Genomic DNA, 17,446 nt, shown 5'->3' with positions numbered 1-17,446 from the left:
ACTGAAAAAGAGAAAGTTTCTTTAAGAAATCGAGGCGATGCCGCGCAGCGCGGCGCGCGTTATGTCGGCAGGCACGTTAAGTCGGCTGCCAGACCTTTACCCCGCCAATAACGGTGATTCCCTGCTCCGGAATACGCGCGGATTCCCGCACGATCAAGCTTCCCTCGACCACCTCGTGGACCGGCGTCATGTCCTTCTCGGTCACGGCTTCCTTCACGATTTCCACGACCCGCCCGACCATCTGGCGAACCGGTTGTGCATAGGTCGTCAAGCCGAAAATCGGCCACGCTGCCAATGCCGAATCATCGAAGCCAACAATGGAAATCTGCCTGCCCACCTCCAGATTGAACTCGGTTCGGGCCACGTTCACCGCCGCCAACGCCATCAGATCGTTGGCGCAAAAAATGGCGTCCGGCCGATTCTTTTGATTCAACAGTTCCCTGGTCGCCGCCATGGCGCCTTCGACCGTGTAGTTGCCGACCGCGCGCAGCGGCGCTGCATAGTCATGCTCTTTCAGATAATCGGTGAATGCTTTTTCACGGTCGTGATTGGTCGAGGAAGATTCCAGCCCGGCGATATAGGCAAAACGCTGGTGGCCGCCTGCGGCAAGAAACGCGGCGATTTGCGCCGCGCCCGACTGGTTTTCCCCCGTGACGCTGGATGCCGTTCTGCTGGTCGTCTTACGATTGAGCAGCACGACAGGCAACCCGATCTGCCGGCATTCGTCGGCGAATCGCGAAGACAGGTTCGACGCGACCAGGACCAGCGCATCGACGCGGTACCTGAGCACCTCTTCCAGCACGGGGTCCGAATTGCGATCGGGATCGGTGGTAAAGAGCATGACCCGATAGCCGATCTCTGCAAAACTTGCGGCCAGCGCTTCCAGCAATTCCGAATAAAAGGGATTCGACAGGCTCGGAATCGTCACGCCGATGATATGGGAACGCCCCGTAATCAGGGAGCGCGCCACCAGGTTGGGACGGTAGCCAAGCTGCCTGGCTGCCTGCATCACCTTTTCCCGCGTATCCGGCGACACGCTCGCCCCTTCGGTGAACGTGCGGGATACGGCGGATTGGGATACGCCCGCCAGACGCGCAACCTCATGCGCCGTCACCGGACGGCGATCGGCCGGCATGGCCTGCTCATGCTGATTCTTTGAATGCTTGCTACTCATATACCCTTGTCAACACAGACTTGTATGCGCTTATCGTCAATCGACATGAACAAGCTGGATTGTAACTGAGCCATCCACACCTTCATCCGTTCCAAACGGCATATCCATGGCACCTTAAGCGACGAGCTGGACTGGACACCAGCGCGTCATGCTTACATCGGAGTGGCTCCCGAAAATCACTAGGCTTTTTTATGCAGCATAAAGAACCGCAGCATTTCGAGCGAAGCATCCGGGCCTTTCGGATCGGTATAAGAACCCTTGCTGCTGCCGCCAGACCAGGCATGACCGGCGCCATGGATCGTCCATTGCTCGGCAAATAAACTGCCATCATCGTCATAGCACATCACCTTGGTGAACGCGCGGCCGCCCGGGATTGTGCCTTTTTCTGTAGCGATCCTGCGGTTGCCCTGAGTATCGGCACGCGAGGCCTTGGGCGGCTGATGCGCCATGCACTGCGCCAGCGCCTGGTCGCTGTTTCGCGGATGCACAGTCGTATCACGGTCGCCATGGAAAACAATCGCCGGAACCGGCGAACGACGTTGATTGGCGGAAGCCGACCGGTGCTGGCTGCCCGAGCCTGGCATGCCGTTTCTCATTGCCGCAAACGCCGACATCACGTCGTGCGCGGCGCCATGCGGCAGTCCTGAATGCAGGCCGACGGCGGCAAACAATTCAGGATAAGTATTCGCCATCACCGCTGCCATCGCGCCGCCCGCGGACAGGCCTGCGACATAGACGCGCTGCGGATCGACATGGTAAGTCCGCATGATTTCCTGCGTCATCTCGGCGATGATCGACGGCTCGCCGCGTCCGCGTTGCTGGTCGCCGGTCTGGAACCAGTTCCAGCAATTCGAGCCGTTCGCGTTTTGTGCCTGCGCCGGATAGAGCACCAGGCAGCCCTGTTCTTCGGCAAGCTGGTTCATGTTGGTGCCTGCCGCGAAGTCATCCGGATTCTGTTTGCAGCCATGCAGCATGACGATCAGCGGCAGCGCCGGGCCTTCCTTTCCACGGTAGCTACTTGGCACGTACAACTTATAGGCGCGTCGTCCGGCGCTGTTGGCAAAAGCTCCGGCAGTGAACCTTCCCGGCGCCGCTTCTGTGCGGTCCGCATCGATCACATCTACTTCTACGGCCTCTGGCATGCCAGGCAGGCTGCCGGTCCAGTTATCACGAAACGACTTGCGAAAGCGAGTCAGAAAATCCGGCTCATCCGGAGAGGTTTCCGCTTTGTCTTCCGTGCGTGGATTGATGTCATGCATGCCACTGGGCGATGGCATCGGGTTGGCCCAGGCATTCGGCGGCACGGCTGCGCCCGGCATGCTCATGCCTTGCAACGCGCGTTGAATGGCGGCTGTCGCTGCCATGGGGCCTTCGGTTTGCAGCAAGCTGGTGGCGTCGCGCAGTTTCGCGAATATATCCGCATTGAAGTTCATAATGTTGATCCTTAAAACAGTTAGCGAATCCGTCCGGCCAATGCCGCCTTGACTGCGGCGCTGGCGTGTAGAGCGCCGAGCACGGTGACGGATTCGATCGTTGCCACGGCCAGTTCCGGCGTGACGTCGTTTGCGATGCTGGCCAAACCCAGCACCTGGATATGCAATTTCTCACCTGCTGCGTGCACCGCTTCGAGGTCGGCACGGGAGTAATGCTGAAGTCCCAGCACCAGGCTTTTGCGCGCGACGGTCTGCTTGACCACGTCGGCATGCGACTGCAATTGATTGCGGATAGCGGTACGGATCAAGTCAGTCCGGTTGGAATAAAACCCTTCTTGAACGAGCAGGTCGATCTGGCCGAGATCGACCGGTCCCAGATTGATGGTGATTTTTTCACTCTCTACGATTTTGGGCCGAAATTCTTGCAAAGCCATCATTTTCTCCGGGTTACGACAAGCAAATTCAATCCAATTGGATTCCATATACCATCCATATGGATGGAGTATAGGTACATCACGCCAGATGTCAACTGCTTTATTGGTGCTGGCCGGCCCGGGGGCATTAAGCTAATTTCTGATGGGTATTTATATTTTTAGTAATTCGCAAATATGCTTAGGTAGATTGCATGTGGACGCGTATAGTGGGCTGACTGTTTGTATCAAGCCGTAATCGTTGCTGGTCTCTCTCTCGTCCACTCTTCAAAAGCGTGGCTCCCGTCTGACACTCCAGGGTTACACCGCTTAGCATCAGGCGGCCTTCGGGCGCTGCCAACCGTGCCTGCCTCGTCAATTCATTAACAGGAGGTCGCTTCGTGAAAAACGAGTGCCAATATTTTTCCGACTGTGACGAATGGTCCAATCTGGAACGTGAATTCGCCAATCGTGTTGTTCAAGCCATTGGCATGAGCCGTTGGCACGATTTGCTTACCGTGCAACGCCTGCATGGCAAGGATGCTTTTTTAAGAGAGATTGGTCAGATCTGGCCCGATGGGACTCCGCCGGGCGGGTAGCCTTAACCTAATTTATTACATGAAGGATCAACATGAACTCATCGCAACCACAGTTGGTTAAAGACGGTGTCGCATTCACAGTGTCTGTCGAATTCGTTAAGCATCACTGCATCGTTTCCAGAGATGCATTGACAACGCTAGCGTCAGGGTCAGGCCAGGCAGATTTGATGCGAACATACCTGGCTTACGAAGCCAACATCAACGGTATTGCACGCCGGCTGATCGCCGCGGGAGTGCCGGGTACGCCGCTTGAGCTAGGCCCGCAGAACTTTAAATCTTCACAGATTTAGTCTCTTCCCATATCTGCCTTCTGTAATCAAGCGCTTTTCCAGCCGCCGCCGAGTGACTTATAAAGATTGATGGTCGCGGTATAACGCGCCAGCTCGGCTTGAACGCGGCTATCTTCCGCCTGCAGCTGCGTGCGCTGGCTATCGAGCAGCGTCAGTAAATCCTGCGAGCCGGCCTGGTATCTCACATTGGCGATCCGGAATGCTTCCTTCGCTTCGCTGGCCGCATCGGTCAGCAAGCCTTGCCGCGCCTGGGCTGTCGTGACGGCGTGCAGGCTATCCTGCACTTCTTTCAGGCTGACCAGCACGCTTTGCAGGTATTGCTCGACCAGTTCATCCCGTTGCGCCTGGCTCAGATCGACTTGCCCGCGCAGACGGCCGCCGTCAAACAGCGATTGGGTCAGCGAAGCCAGCAGCGAGCCAACCACGTTCGAGCCTCCCGTGACGATGCCGCTGGCTACCGCCGAGGCGGACAAGCGCACATGCGGATATAGCGCGGCACGGGCGGCATTGATATCCGCATTGGCGGCAACCAGCCGGGATTCGGCACGCTTGATATCCGGACGGCGCTCAAGCAGCGATGCCGGCTGCTCCGTTGCGACTGCCGGCAAATGCATGCCGGCCAAACTATTACCCTGAATCGAAAAACCTTGTGGCGCTTGACCGAGCAAGACAGCCAGTGCCGTTTGCTTGGCACGCAATTCCTGCTCCAGTTGCGGGATCTGGGCTTCGATATTCAAGACTGAAGTGCGCTGCTGCGCAACTTCGAGGCCGGTTGTCGCGCCCTTGTTGTAACGGACCTCCACCAGCGACAGAACACTGCGCGCCGCCTCCAAATTTTTTCTTGCGATGGCCAAACGATCATTCAAGGCCAATGCCTGGAAATAATTGGCTGCCACATCGGCTTGCAAGACCAGCGCCACGGCATCGCGGTCATAGGTATTGGCATCCACCCGCGCATTGGCCGCCTGCGATTGCGCTGCCTTGCCGCCCCACAGGTCGACTTCATAGGCAATCGAGACACCCAGCTGCGACTGTTCGCTGGTCGAGCCGCCGGCCTGGTTGCTATGGCTGCGCGTACCGCTTGCGGACAGGTCCGCCGTCGGCAGCCTGCCGGCATCGGTGATACCAGCCGAGGCGCGTGCCTGGCGAATGCGGATCGTGGCGGCAGCCAGATCATGATTGGCTGCCAGCGCCCGTTCCATCAATTGATCGAGCTCGGCGCTGCCGAACTGCCTCCACCAGTCGGCAGTCGCAGTCGCGCTGTCTGCCACATCCTTTGCCGCACTGCCTGAGGCCTTGGCGGCAACCACCCCATCCCATTGCGCAGGCATGGCGACATCGGGCCGCTGGTATGGCGTGCCGACGGCACAACCGGCGAGAAGGGATGCCATCACGGCACCAAGTACGGTAGATTTCAAAGACGTATTCATAGTTATTCCTTATTCCGATGCCAGTGCCACGACAGGGTCGAGATTGGCGGCTTTGCGCGCCGGCAGATATCCGAACAACAGGCCAGTGGCGAATGCCGAGAAAAATGCCAGGATCGCCGGCGTCGCGGTGAAGGCGACTTTCATGCCGAGCGCTTCGGCCAGCCACCCGGAAGCGAATCCGAGCGCCACGCCGATCAGGCCGCCGATGCCGCACACGACCAATGCCTCGGTATTGAATTGCAAGAGGATATTGGCGGTGCGCGCGCCGGTCGCCATGCGCACGCCGATTTCGCGAGTACGCTCGGTGACCGTCACCAGCATGATGTTCATCACGCCGATGCCACCCACCAACAGGGAAATCGCCGCCACCGATGCCAAGAGAAGCGTCAGCGCATTCTGTGTTTCCGTCGCGGTTTCCATCAGCGATGACGTGCTGCGCACCTGGTAATCTGCCGTGCCGTGACGCTGCAACAACATGTTCTCGATGGCCGCCTGCGTCGCGTCGGCCTGAGTGCCATCCTGTACCTTGACGCGGATATTGTTGAGATACTGCTTGCCGAACAGGCGCATGTAACCGGTCGACAGCGGCACCAGCGCGGTATTGTCCATGTCGGAACCGAAGGCATTCGCGCCCTTCCCGGCCAGGACACCGACCACTTCGAACGGGACGTTCTTCACCAACACGTAACGGCCGACCGGATCGTCGCCATCCGGGAACAGGCTTTTTGCGACGGTCTGGCCCAGCACGATCACTGGCGCATACCCCTTCACATCGGCGCGCGTGATGAAACTGCCGGACGCCATGCTCCAGTTCTGCGTGGCGGCATAATCCGGCCAAATGCCGACGACACTGGTTTGAAAGTCCTGGCTGCCGTAACGGACAGTCGCGCGGGTGCTGCGCTCGGGCGACACGGCGGCGATATTCGGCAAGTCGCGCATGGCTTCCGCATCGGCGGTGACCAGCGTGGCGACATCGCCGCTGGGACGCGTGCCAGGCGCGCCGGGAAAAACCAGCAAGAGGTTGCTGCCCATGGCTTCGATACGCTGCAATACATCCTGCTTGCTGCCATTGCCGATCGCGAGCATGGCCACCACGGCAGCCACGCCGATGACCACGCCCAGCAGCGTCAGCGCGCTGCGAAACAAATTCCCGCGCAGGGATCGCAATGCCATCTTTACCGCCTCGCCCAGGTCCGGCAGCCAGGAAGCATTGCCATGAGACTGGGACCGGGTGCGCTGCTGGCTTGCTGCGTCAGCCACCACGCCGCTATCGCTGACGATGCGGCCATCGGCGATATTGATGACGCGCTGGGCATGCTCGGCGATCCTGGGGTCATGCGTAATCAGGATGATCGTATGCCCGTCCGCATGCAATTGCTTCAGCAGGCGCAGCACTTCTTCGCCGCTCCGTGAATCCAGCGCGCCGGTTGGCTCATCCGCCAGGATGATCTCGGCGCCGTTCATCAAGGCGCGGGCGATCGATACGCGCTGTTGCTGGCCGCCGGAGAGTTCGGTGGGCTTATGGTGCACGCGCTCGCCCAGGCCAAGCTTTTCCAGCAAGGCTTGTGCGCGGGCGAGGCGTTCGCGCTTGCTGCTGCCGGCATAGATGGCGGGCAGCTCCACATTTTCAGCGGCGCTCACCGACGGCAGCAGGTTGTATCGCTGGAACACGAAGCCGAAGGTATCGCGCCGCAGGCTGGCCAGCTCATCCTTGGATAGCGTGGTGACGTCGCGCCCGTCGACGGCATAGCTGCCGGAAGTAGGACGATCGAGACAGCCGATGATATTCATCAGGCTCGACTTGCCAGAGCCGGACTGTCCCATGATCGCGACGAATTCACCGGCATGGATTTTTAGCGACACGCCATCGAGCGCCCGCACCACGGTATCGCCTGTCTCGTAAGTGCGGGTAATGTCCCGCAAGTCGAGTATCGCTTGAGATGAGCTCATGGTCTCGCTTCCTTTACAGTTTCGGACCCATGCCGGCGCCGCCGCGCTGACCACCGCTCGGGCGGTTGCCTGCCGATTTGGCCGAACCGGCTTGCGCCGCCACCACCTTGTCGCCGACGTCGAGGCCGGAGACAACGGCGGCAGTCGTGCGGTTGGCGACGCCGACCTTCACCGTGCGGGATGCCACGCCTTCATTGGTCACGACGCGCGCCCGGTACAGCGACGGGTCATTGCCCGGTTCCTGGCGCAAGGCTGCCAGCGGCACCAGCACGGCATCCTGCGCCTGCTCCAGCACGAAGAACACCTGCACCGTCATATCAGTCATCAAGGCTTGCTGGCTGTTGTCCACGTCGACGAGGACGTTGTACAGCACCACGTCGTTCACGGTTTCCGGCGTCGGCATCACCTGGCGCACGGTGCCCTTCCAGCGTTGCTCGGCATTGCCCAGCGTCGTGAAATAGGCGGGCGCGCCAGCCTTGACCTTGGTGATGTCGGCTTCCGCGACCTGCGCCCATACCGTCATGGTGTCGAGATTGGCCACGCGCACGATCACCGGCGCAGCCTGGTTGGCATTGACGGTCTGGCCTTGCAGAGTGGTTTGCGAGACCACCGTGCCTGCCATCGGCGCATAGATCTTGGTATAGCCGAGATTGGCGGTATCGCCATCCAGTGTCGCTTGCGATGCCTTGATCTGCGCCTGGGTGGCGACGACCCTGGCCTTGGCCACCTTCAGCGCCGACAGGTTGGATTCGACGGTTTCCTGGCTGATGGCGCGCTCTTTCAGCAAGTCGCGGTTACGCTCGTACTGCTGCTGCGCCAGACTGGCTTCGGCTTGCTGCTGCTGAAGCTGCGCGCGCAGATTTTCCAGGTTGGCATTACCCGTGCGGATCTTGGTCTCATAGACGGTCGGGTCGACCTCGGCGATCAGGTCGCCCTTCTTGACGCGATCGCCGATCTGCACATGGACTTTCTTCAGCTGGCCCGATACCTGGGTGCCGACATCGACATAATCCTTGGGTTTCAGCTTGCCCAATGACGTGACCGTCTTTTCGACGTCGCCCCGCGAAACCGTGACGGTATTGAGCGGTTCGGCATTTTTCTTGCCGAAGTAACTATTGGCGGCAACGCCGCAGCCGACCAGTGCGGAGATCATCACGCCGGCTGCAATCAATTTGCGTGTGCTGAACAAGCGAGTCCGCGACGATGTATTTGTTTTTTGCGACATCTTGTATTCCTTTCAAAAGGCGGAGTTCAGCTGGGTGCCTGGCCTTCCGCTTTTATCGACAGGTTCATGATGCCAACCAAATGTGAAGAAAATATGAAGACTGCGCCGGACCCGGTTTCGGGCGGATGCGCGCCTCTATAATGGTGGCTCGTCTAAGTGGATAAAAAACCAATGACTATCCGGCCCGGCATCACTTCGAAACTGTTCTTTGCCATCCTGTTCACTTGCGTCGTGGCGGCGGTGGCAATGGCGACCGCCATGCGCACCAGCTTCAACGAAGGCTTTCTCGGCTATTTGAACGAGCAGGAAGAGCAGCGCCTGGAAGCGCTCGCCCCGACGCTGGCGCAAGCCTATGAAGAGAATGGCAATTGGGATTTCTTGCGCGACAACCCGCGCCGCTGGTTTTCCCTGATTCGTCCGCCCGGCATGCCGGCTGCCGATGCCACTCCGGCCGAGCGCAGGCAGCCGCCGCCGGAATCCGACCTGACCGGCCTGAACCTGCGCGTCAGCCTGCTCGATGCGCAAAAAAATCTGGTGATCGGCAATCCGCGCCTGAATCCCAACGCGAAATTGAAGGCGGTGAATGTCGCCGGTCAGACTGTGGGCTGGGTCGCGCTGGTGCCGTTCCAACAGGTTTCTACCGGCGCCGCCTTACGATTCCAGGAGCAGCAATTAAAAGCCAGCCTTGTCATCGGCGGCATCGTCATCCTGCTGGCGGCGCTGGTCGCGTGGCTGTTGGCGCGCATGCTGCTGGCGCCGGTCAAGCACATCGCCGATTCCACGCATCGCCTGGCGGCGGGCGACTATGCGAGCCGGGTTGCCGTGTCGAGCAAGGATGAACTCGGACAGCTTGCGGAAGATTTCAACCGGCTCGCCGTCACGCTCGACAAAAATGAGAAATTGCGGCGCGCATTCATGGCCGATGTCTCGCACGAATTGCGCACGCCTTTAGCCGTGTTGAAAGGCGAGCTGGAAGCATTGCAGGATGGCGTGCGTCCTTTGACGCCGGCCGCGATCCATTCCCTGCAAGCGGAAGTCGCCACGCTGGGCAAGCTGATCGATGATCTATACGAACTGTCGCTCTCCGATGTCGGCGCGTTGAGCTACAAGAAGGCGCCTGTCGATGTCCTGGAGGTGCTGCACATGACGGCGGATGCCTTCCAGGATCGCTTTGCGCAACAAGCCATCGCGCTGGAATTGCGCATTCCTGACCATCCCGCGATCTGCCATGCCGACCCGAACCGCTTGCGCCAGCTGTTTTCCAATTTACTGGAAAACAGTGTCCGCTATACCGATGCCGGCGGCAATCTGATCATCAGCGCTATCATGGAACAGCGCATGCTGAAGCTGGTGTTCGAGGATAGCAAGCCGGGCGTGCCGGACCACATGCTGCCGCAATTGTTCGAGCGCTTCTTCCGCGGCGAGCAGTCCAGAAACCGCGGCACGGGCGGCGCCGGGCTGGGCCTGGCAATCAGCCGCAATATTGTGGAAGCGCACCAGGGAACGATTGCCGCGAGCGAATCGCCGTTAGGCGGCGTGCGTATTACCGTCACTCTGCCGATGGCGAATGGAGCGCCGACATGAATGAAAAAGCTGCAAACGATGCCTGCATCATGATCGTGGAAGATGAGCCGAAGCTCGCGGCCTTGCTGGCGGATTATCTGCATGCCAGCGGCTTTCGCACTTCCATAGTCGGCAATGGCCTGGATGTGATTCCCGCCATAAAAGCCGCGCCGCCGGACCTGGTCCTGCTCGACCTGATGCTGCCGGGCCGCGATGGCACCGAGATTTGCCGCGAACTGCGCGGCTTCAGCCATGTGCCGGTCATCATGGTGACGGCCAAGGTGGAAGAGATCGACCGCTTGCTGGGCCTGGAAATTGGCGCCGATGACTATATCTGCAAGCCTTTCAGCCCGCGCGAAGTGGTCGCGCGGGTGCAGGCGCTGCTGCGGCGGGCCGCTTACAACCATGATAAACCTGCGCCTGCAAGCAGCCTCGTCATGAATGAAGATACGCACGAGGCCACCTTCAAGGGGCAGCCGCTTGACCTGACGCCGGTGGAATTCCGCTTGCTGCAGGCGCTCTATCAGAATCCGGGCCGCGTATTCTCCCGCGAACAATTGATGGGCAAGGCGTATTCAGACTATCGCATCGTCACCGACCGCACAGTCGATACGCATATCAAGAACCTGCGCCGCAAGCTCGACCAGGTTTCGCCGGATTATGAATTGATCCGCTCCATCTACGGCCTGGGGTACAAATTCGAACAGCAGCCCTGATTGAATCAAGCGGCATCAATTTGCACCCCAGGCGATTCAGGCGCCTGGAGAATCAGGCGCTTTTACTCCGCCGCACCCATTGCTCGAACGCCTTGATGAAAGTCTGCAGAAACTCTTTGGTGGAGGCGTTCACCAGCTTGCCCTGCTCATCGAATGCGGTCGCGATGCCGCCGATATACGCCTCGGGGGTCGGCATCGTGTTGACGCCGATGCCGACAAGCGACTGGCGCAAATGGTGATTGGCGCCGAAGCCGCCGAGCGCGCCGGGCGACGAGGAGATGACTGCTGCCGGCTTACCTGCCAATACGCTTTTGCCATACGGACGCGAGAGCACGTCAACGGCATTCTTCAACACTGCCGGCACCGAGCGGTTGTATTCCGGCGTGACGAACAAGACGGCATCCGCCGCGCCCACTTCCTGGCGAATGCGTTGCCAGGATGCCGGCAAGTCGGCTTCCAATTCATCGTTGTAGTAAGACAGATCGCTGATTTCGACAATCCGCAGCGACATCGACGGCGCAACCAATTCCGCCAGGCTCTGCGCGAGCATGCGGTTGAATGACTTTTTACGTACGCTGCCGACCAATACGACGACTTCAATGGCTTGAGACATGGGTTCTCCTTGTTATGTTAATTGGAGCCTGACTACCGGCGACGGTGTCAGCCTTCTTTCCATTCGCGCTTCAACAAGCCGAGCTTGTCGTTGACCGCAGCCCATTTTTCATGCTCCGGCAGCGGCGACTTCGGCCTGGTAATGCGCTTCCATTCAGGATGACGGGAAAGCGTGCGGTTGAGTTCAACAAAAGGCTCCTGGTCGGCTGACACTTCGTTCGCCGACACGATGGCATTGACCGGGCATTCGGGCACGCACATCGAACAATCGATGCATTCGTCCGGATTAATGACAAGAAAATTAGGACCTTCGAGAAAGCAATCCATGGGACAGACACTGACACAGTCGGTGTATTTGCACTGGATACAGCTTTCGGTAACGACAAATGGCATGGCAACAGTTGTTGGTATGTTTGCATCCCAGTCTATAGGGAAGGCATGACGGGATAAAGTGACTTTGGCTGAATGGAATGTTCAGCCAAAGAAGACAATCAGTGAAATTTCGGCATCCATCGACGGTAATGTGCTTACGGCTGACTAGCGCATTTCGAAAAGCTCTTGATGAAAATGCTGCGGCGCCAGGCCATGATGTTGAAAATCCGCCCGCAGCGCTTGCGCAAAGCCTGCCGGGCCGCAAAACCAGATGCTGGCATTCTTCCAGTCGGGTACCACGGCACGAATTCGCGCACCATCCAGGCGACCTTCCTTGCTACTGATGACGATATGAAGCCGGATGCCGGCAGCCTTGGCATCGGCAGTCAGCTTGCCGAACGCATCCTCGTCAATTGCGGAGGTCGAGTGAAACAAATCGACAGGCAGATGATCCGGAGCGGCAGCCAGGTGCTTCATGCGGGCGATAAAGGGCGTGATGCCGATCCCGGCGCCAATCCAGATCTGCCTGGGTTGCTTATCCTGGAAGTCGAAACAGCCGTAGGGCCCCTCGACAGTAATCGGCATGCCGACTTTCAAGCGGTCATGCAGACGGCGGGTATGATCGCCCAGGGCCTTGGTAATGAAGGTGATGCGCCGGTCTTCCGGATTCCAGGCGGAAGCAATCGTGTAGGGATGCGCGCCTTCCTTGCTATCGGAAGTGGCAAAGGCGAACTGGCCGGCGACATGCCCAGGCCATCCAGCTTCCAAGGCGATGCCGGTTTCCAGCACCCGCAGCTCCGGGTAGTACCTTAGCGATTCGATAGTTCCGCGGACTTTTCGGCCGGCGCCGATGCGCCCCGAAAGAACCATAATTGCCGCTACGCTGCCGCCCGCCAGCAGGGCCGCGACGAACCAGCCGATCGGCTGGGTCCAATAGGCGAACTTGAGCAGCACAACAGCATGGTAGACAAACGCCAGGTACAGCGCAGCCAGCCAATTGTGCGTTTTCTTGAACAAGCGATAAGGAAACCATTTGACCAGCGCCAGCACCAGCAAGACCACTGCCGCATAGAAGGCCCATTCGCCGACGGTTTCAGCCAAGCCGCGCTGGCTGCGCAGCCAGGCTTCCAGCATGCCAAGTTCCGCGTCTGTCGGGCGTCGTCCGCGCGCCGGCCGGATCAGCCAGCCCCAGCTGACCATCCACTTCGTGCCCTGCCCCCACCACCAGTGCAGGATGGCGACGACCAATGCAGTAATGCCGAGCCACTTGTGCAGGCGGTACATCTTGTCGAGCCCATCCAGAGCCGGCTCCACCATCCGGGGGCGCAATGCCAGCAGCATCGCGATACTCATCACGCTGATGGCAATGACGCCGCTGTACTGCATGAATACGGTACGGAAGGAGAAATAGGTAAAGGGCGTTGGCGCAAGGGTATCGGCCAACAGCCACAGGAATGTGAGCGTCAGCAGCAGCGCCAGATAAAAGCGTTGAATCGGCTTCATGCGCTATGTGTCCTTCTGAATGGCGGCACGCTTTGTCGTCACGATTACCGAAGCCAGGACATAGGCTTAGCTTCGTGCAGCGTTGACTTCAGCGTGTCGCCGCCCGCCGCATTTCCTTCCTTGCCTGGGCGGCGGCAAATCGTCTCTGCTCGTCGGGAGTCGTTGGCTGCAAGGGCTGCACCGGTGTCGGCTTGCCATGTTCGTCCACTGCCACCATCGTGAAGAAGCAGCTATTGGCATGACGGACCGTGCGCGCCTGGATATTTTCCGTGATCACCTTGATGCCGATTTCCATCGAGGTATTCCCCGTGTGATTGACCGACGCCAGGAAGGTGACCAGCTCCCCCACATAGATAGGCTGACGGAAGGTCACCTGGTCAACCGAGAGCGTGACGACGTAACTGCCGGAATAGCGGCTGGCACAGGCATAGGCAGCCTGGTCGAGCAGCTTGAGAATGGCGCCGCCGTGCACGTTGCCGGAAAAATTGGCCATGTCCGGCGTCATCAGCACCGTCATGGTGAGTTGATGATTGGGAAGGGTTAAATGATCCAAGAGTGTTGCCTTGCTTTTATTATGCGAGATTCAATGTCGCATTATGAAAGACAATATTATATGTCGTAATCTTCTCTTCTGCTTAACAGTGCCAGTCACCCAGATCAAACGAACCGAAAAATCAGATAACAAGAGACAAGCCGGAATAGCGTTTGTAAACTGGGCGAGGCATCAAGCTCTTATCCAGGGGGTGAATAAATCGCGTGCCATTTATAGCGGCATGAGGCATGCATGACAAAGGCAGTCATCAGATGAAGAATTGGATCTTTCTATTTATTGCGATTCTGACGGAAGTGATCGCCACGACGGCGCTCAAGGCCAGCGATGGCTTCACCAGGTTGTGGCCATCGGCGCTGGTGGTCGCCGGTTACGGCATAGCGTTCTATTGTCTCGCACTGACCCTGCGCACCATTCCGATGGGAATCGCCTATGCAATCTGGTCAGGGGTCGGCATCGTCCTGATCTCGGCCATCGCCTGGCTCTGGTATGGCCAGAAGCTCGACATGCCGGCCATCCTGGGAATCGGACTGATCGTGGCCGGCGTCATGGTCATCAATCTTTTTTCCAAATCAGTGGCTCATTAGCCTTTTGCACATGAGGTAAAAGAACGTCAACTGGATTGGCGCCACCACTGCCGGTTCATTCCACAATACTTCCGGCGTCCGGCAAAGGCGTTTCGTTGCGCGCCATTTGGTCGGCATCGAGTTGGTGAGAAAAGTCGTCAACCGATTCCAGGACGGGATGGCGGTCTTCCGGCAATGTCGGCCCGGCCTGCATATACAGCACCAGCAATTCCGCGAGATGCACCAGAGAGGAAAGATGCGTGCGCTCGTAGCCGTGCGAAGCATCGGTGCCGAAACACAGCAGCGCGGTGCGCACGTCGTGTCCTGCCGACACCGCCGCGCCGGCATCCGAATGGTAATAGCGGAACACATCGCGATTGCTCGGAATGCCGTACTCACGGCATAAGGCCAGAAGCCGCCGGGTCAGATGAAAGTCATGCGGCCCGGCGGAATCCATCAGGGGTATCGTCACGCCCAGCTCGCGCGCGCCCTGCCCGGTCGCCACCGGCCCGATATCGACGCCGATCACTTCGCTGACATCCTTGTCGATCCCGGCGCGCGCGCCCAGGCCCACCTCTTCGGTCAGCGTGAACAGGCAATGACAATTCATCGGAATCGGCACCTTCGCATCCACCGCCGCCTTCATCGCCGTCAGCAAGGCTGCGGCGCCTGCCTTGTTATCCAGGTGGCGCGAAACGATGAAACCGTTTTCCAGGATCTCAGGGTTAGGGTCGAATGCCACGAAATCGCCTACCTGGATGCCGATCGCAGCCGTGTCCTGCGCAGAATACACTTCCGCATCGACGCGGACTTCGAGCTGATCCCAGGTGACGGGCTGGGTATCGACAGCTTCGTTATACACGTGACCCGATGCCATCAATGGCAATACCGAGCCGCGGAAGCTGCCATTTTCCGTGAAAATCGTGACGCGCCCGCCTTCGGCCCAGCGGCTCGACCAAGTCCCGACCGGCATCAGCAATAGCCGGCCGTTCGAATTGATCGCGGCCACCATGGCGCCCAGCGTATCGAGATGGGCCGCGATCGCGCACGCCGGGCTGAACCGGCGACGCTCCGGCATATTGCGCGGCAAAATGGCACGGATCGTCCCCCGCCTCGTCAACTCATAGCGCACGCCGATCCGGTCCAGCTGCTTGCCCGTGTAATGCACGATGGCGTCGGTCAACCCCGTAGGGCTGGGAATGGCCAACAGCTCAAGCAGGCTGGACTTCAGGAAGTCGACATCGACCGGGACTCGTTCCATCTTCTGCTCCCACATCCGTCAAGCCGTCAGCGGGAACAGCAAATCGATGAAGCGTTGCGCCGTCGGTTGCGGTTCATGGTTTGCCAGCCCAGGCCGCTCGTTGGCTTCGATCACGACGTATTCCTGCGCATCGGGAGACTGCACCAGGAAATCCAGCCCCACCACAGGAATGCGCAAGGCACGCGCAGCAGTCTCGGCCGCTTCGCGCAAGTCCGGGTGCAGGATATCGGTGACATCGTGTATCGTGCCGCCGGTATGCAGGTTGGCCGTCTTGCGCACGGTGATCTGCTGGCCATTCTCCGGCACGGATTCCATCGTCAGGCCCTGCTCGGCAAGGCAGCGCACGGTTTCTTCATCCATGGGAATCTTGCTTTCGCCGCCAGTGGCCGCCGCCCGCCGCGCGCTTTGGCGTTCAATCAGTTTGACGATGGTGGATTCGCCATTGCCGATGATTTCTGCGGGCCGGCGAATCGCTGCGGCCACCACCTTGTAGCCGATGACGACGATCCGCAAGTCCTGGCCTGAGCAGAATTCTTCCAGCACGACATGGCCGCCGACTTCCGCGGCACGCTTGATCGCATCCGGCAAATCGGCTTCCGAGCGGATATCGACGCTGATGCCGCGCCCCTGCTCGCCCATTGCCGGCTTGACCACCACCGAGCCGCATTCGCGCAGGAATTGCGCGTTGGCGTCGGCATCGCCGACGACTTGCTGCCGCGGCACGCGCAATCCCACCGAGGCCAGCCGGCGCAAGGTCAGCACCTTGTCCTGGCACCAGGTCATGGCCACGCCGCCCGTCAGTTCGGTCAGCGATTCGCGGCACATCACTTCATGCCCGCAATAGCGCAATTTGAAAATTCCCGCTTCCGCATCGATCACCTCGACGCCGATGCCGCGCCGGCGGGCTTCATCGACGATCAGCCGGGCATATGGATTCAAGCCGGCTATGCCGTCGTTGCCGTCGCTGTTGACGAAGAGCTTTTCATTGATGGCGTTCTTGTGCTTGATGGTGAACCCGGGTACATGCTCGAAGCCCATTTTCTGATACAGATTGATCGCGTGCTCATTGGTATGCAGCACGGACAAATCCATGAACGTGCGGCCGCGCTCGTTAAATATCTGCATCAGGTGGTTGATCAGAGACGGGCCGGTGCCGGAGAGGCCGGTTTGCGGATCCACCACCAGGCACCAGAGACTGCTACCGCCCTGCTCGTCGCCGAACGCGACCTGGTGGTCGACGCCGATCGCCGAACCGATGATTTCACCGCTATTTTCATCCTCGGCAACCAGATAGACGATCGCATCGCTATCGCGTTGCATCCAGACGGTGCGCGGATTCATGGGCACCATCTTGCGCATCAAATAAAGCCGGTTGATGGCATTGATGTCGGCGCGGGTAGCGAGCCTGCGCAGGGTAACGCCTGGCACGGGCTCCTCGACTTTCATGTCCGGGCTGAACGTGCGCCTAAAAATCAGTGACGGGTCAAGAAACAGGTTGGCCGGCGCCTCGGCCAGCACGAGCTGCGGCTCGTTGACGTGCAAGGCGATATCGCGGGTTCCCGGTGCTTCCTGAAGCAGCGTCTGCGCCAGTTCTGCCGGCGAGGAGAACGAAGGTCCATAGATCAGGCGCCCCCAGCCGCAGTCCAGCATGGCATTAGGATGCACCGTGGACTGCCTTACGCACGGCGACGGCACAAGGTCATCTATGCGGCGCAGCATGGTCGGTGGAATCGGATTTCCCGTTGCATTGTTTGTAGTGTCCAGTTGGATGGTATTCACGGTTTCTATCCTA

17 protein-coding genes are annotated in these 17,446 nt (G+C 59.3%); 5 read left to right on the top strand and 12 right to left on the bottom strand.

Features of this window, described 5'->3' with window-relative positions; genetic code table 11:
- Window positions 1–76: 76 nt before the first annotated feature.
- From EDC30_RS12295 to EDC30_RS12285, 3 genes are all read right to left on the bottom strand, one after another.
- Window positions 77–1,135: a LacI family DNA-binding transcriptional regulator gene (locus EDC30_RS12295; protein WP_207907271.1), complete on the bottom strand. Its 1,059-nt coding sequence runs from the start codon at window positions 1,133–1,135 to the stop codon at window positions 77–79.
- A gap of 218 nt (window positions 1,136–1,353) precedes the next feature.
- Complete coding sequence (locus tag EDC30_RS12290; RefSeq protein WP_132259132.1) at window positions 1,354–2,607, bottom strand: extracellular catalytic domain type 1 short-chain-length polyhydroxyalkanoate depolymerase; 1,254 nt, start codon at window positions 2,605–2,607, stop codon at window positions 1,354–1,356.
- A gap of 20 nt (window positions 2,608–2,627) precedes the next feature.
- Window positions 2,628–3,041 carry a CopG family transcriptional regulator gene (locus EDC30_RS12285; protein WP_132259131.1) on the bottom strand — a complete coding sequence of 138 codons (414 nt, stop codon included), beginning with the start codon at window positions 3,039–3,041 and terminating at the stop codon, window positions 2,628–2,630.
- 377 nt (window positions 3,042–3,418) lie between these two features.
- Between EDC30_RS12285 and EDC30_RS12280 the strand changes: the two genes are divergently transcribed.
- Window positions 3,419–3,616 (top strand): hypothetical protein, encoded by a 198-nt coding sequence (locus EDC30_RS12280; protein ID WP_132259130.1) that lies wholly within the window; start codon window positions 3,419–3,421, stop codon window positions 3,614–3,616.
- 32 nt (window positions 3,617–3,648) lie between these two features.
- Complete coding sequence (locus EDC30_RS12275) at window positions 3,649–3,906, top strand: DUF1488 family protein (RefSeq protein ID WP_132259129.1); 258 nt, start codon at window positions 3,649–3,651, stop codon at window positions 3,904–3,906.
- A 26-nt stretch (window positions 3,907–3,932) separates the two neighbouring features.
- Here EDC30_RS12275 and EDC30_RS12270 read toward each other — a convergent pair whose 3' ends face one another.
- The 3 genes from EDC30_RS12270 to EDC30_RS12260 are packed head-to-tail and all read right to left on the bottom strand — an operon-like array spanning window position 3,933 to window position 8,439.
- Entirely contained in the window at window positions 3,933–5,336 is a 1,404-nt protein-coding gene (locus EDC30_RS12270) for an efflux transporter outer membrane subunit (RefSeq protein ID WP_132259128.1), read from the bottom strand.
- Between the two features lie 9 nt (window positions 5,337–5,345).
- Window positions 5,346–7,286 carry a MacB family efflux pump subunit gene (locus EDC30_RS12265; RefSeq protein WP_132259127.1) on the bottom strand — a complete coding sequence of 647 codons (1,941 nt, stop codon included), beginning with the start codon at window positions 7,284–7,286 and terminating at the stop codon, window positions 5,346–5,348.
- Between the two features lie 13 nt (window positions 7,287–7,299).
- Window positions 7,300–8,439, bottom strand: coding sequence for an efflux RND transporter periplasmic adaptor subunit (locus EDC30_RS12260; RefSeq protein ID WP_424446917.1), 1,140 nt, complete (start codon window positions 8,437–8,439; stop codon window positions 7,300–7,302).
- Between the two features lie 243 nt (window positions 8,440–8,682).
- Here EDC30_RS12260 and baeS point away from each other — a divergent pair, with 243 nt between their 5' ends.
- Entirely contained in the window at window positions 8,683–10,095 is a 1,413-nt protein-coding gene (baeS, locus tag EDC30_RS12255; RefSeq protein ID WP_207907270.1) for a sensor histidine kinase efflux regulator BaeS, read from the top strand.
- The gene (locus EDC30_RS12250; RefSeq protein ID WP_132259125.1) at window positions 10,092–10,790 is read left to right on the top strand and encodes a response regulator; all 699 of its coding nucleotides are present in this window, start codon (window positions 10,092–10,094) and stop codon (window positions 10,788–10,790) included. Before baeS ends, EDC30_RS12250 begins: the two co-directional genes overlap by 4 nt.
- 52 nt (window positions 10,791–10,842) lie before the next feature.
- Here the strand turns inward: EDC30_RS12250 and EDC30_RS12245 are convergent, their stop codons facing one another.
- The 4 genes from EDC30_RS12245 to EDC30_RS12230 all read right to left on the bottom strand — a co-directional run bounded on the left by EDC30_RS12245 (window position 10,843) and on the right by EDC30_RS12230 (window position 13,794).
- Window positions 10,843–11,403 carry an NADPH-dependent FMN reductase gene (locus tag EDC30_RS12245; protein ID WP_132259124.1) on the bottom strand — a complete coding sequence of 187 codons (561 nt, stop codon included), beginning with the start codon at window positions 11,401–11,403 and terminating at the stop codon, window positions 10,843–10,845.
- Window positions 11,404–11,450: 47 nt separating this feature from the next.
- Window positions 11,451–11,795, bottom strand: a complete 345-nt coding sequence (fdxA, locus tag EDC30_RS12240) for a ferredoxin FdxA (RefSeq protein WP_132259123.1) — start codon at window positions 11,793–11,795, stop codon at window positions 11,451–11,453.
- A 144-nt stretch (window positions 11,796–11,939) separates the two neighbouring features.
- Window positions 11,940–13,277 carry a ferredoxin reductase family protein gene (locus tag EDC30_RS12235; RefSeq protein ID WP_132259122.1) on the bottom strand — a complete coding sequence of 446 codons (1,338 nt, stop codon included), beginning with the start codon at window positions 13,275–13,277 and terminating at the stop codon, window positions 11,940–11,942.
- 88 nt (window positions 13,278–13,365) lie between these two features.
- Window positions 13,366–13,794, bottom strand: coding sequence for an acyl-CoA thioesterase (locus EDC30_RS12230; protein WP_132259205.1), 429 nt, complete (start codon window positions 13,792–13,794; stop codon window positions 13,366–13,368).
- Between the two features lie 287 nt (window positions 13,795–14,081).
- Here EDC30_RS12230 and EDC30_RS12225 point away from each other — a divergent pair, with 287 nt between their 5' ends.
- Window positions 14,082–14,414 carry a DMT family transporter gene (locus EDC30_RS12225; RefSeq protein ID WP_132259121.1) on the top strand — a complete coding sequence of 111 codons (333 nt, stop codon included), beginning with the start codon at window positions 14,082–14,084 and terminating at the stop codon, window positions 14,412–14,414.
- 55 nt (window positions 14,415–14,469) lie between these two features.
- Here the strand turns inward: EDC30_RS12225 and EDC30_RS12220 are convergent, their stop codons facing one another.
- Complete coding sequence (locus EDC30_RS12220) at window positions 14,470–15,654, bottom strand: osmoprotectant NAGGN system M42 family peptidase (protein ID WP_132259120.1); 1,185 nt, start codon at window positions 15,652–15,654, stop codon at window positions 14,470–14,472.
- 18 nt (window positions 15,655–15,672) lie between these two features.
- Window positions 15,673–17,433, bottom strand: a complete 1,761-nt coding sequence (ngg, locus tag EDC30_RS12215) for an N-acetylglutaminylglutamine synthetase (RefSeq protein ID WP_243656757.1) — start codon at window positions 17,431–17,433, stop codon at window positions 15,673–15,675.
- Window positions 17,434–17,446: the final 13 nt, after the last annotated feature.

Source organism: Paucimonas lemoignei (assembly GCF_004342585.1).
Lineage (GTDB): Bacteria > Pseudomonadota > Gammaproteobacteria > Burkholderiales > Burkholderiaceae_D > Paucimonas > Paucimonas lemoignei.
Note: the sequence above shows the minus strand (reverse complement) of the source record. Positions and strands in the feature narration are given on the sequence as shown.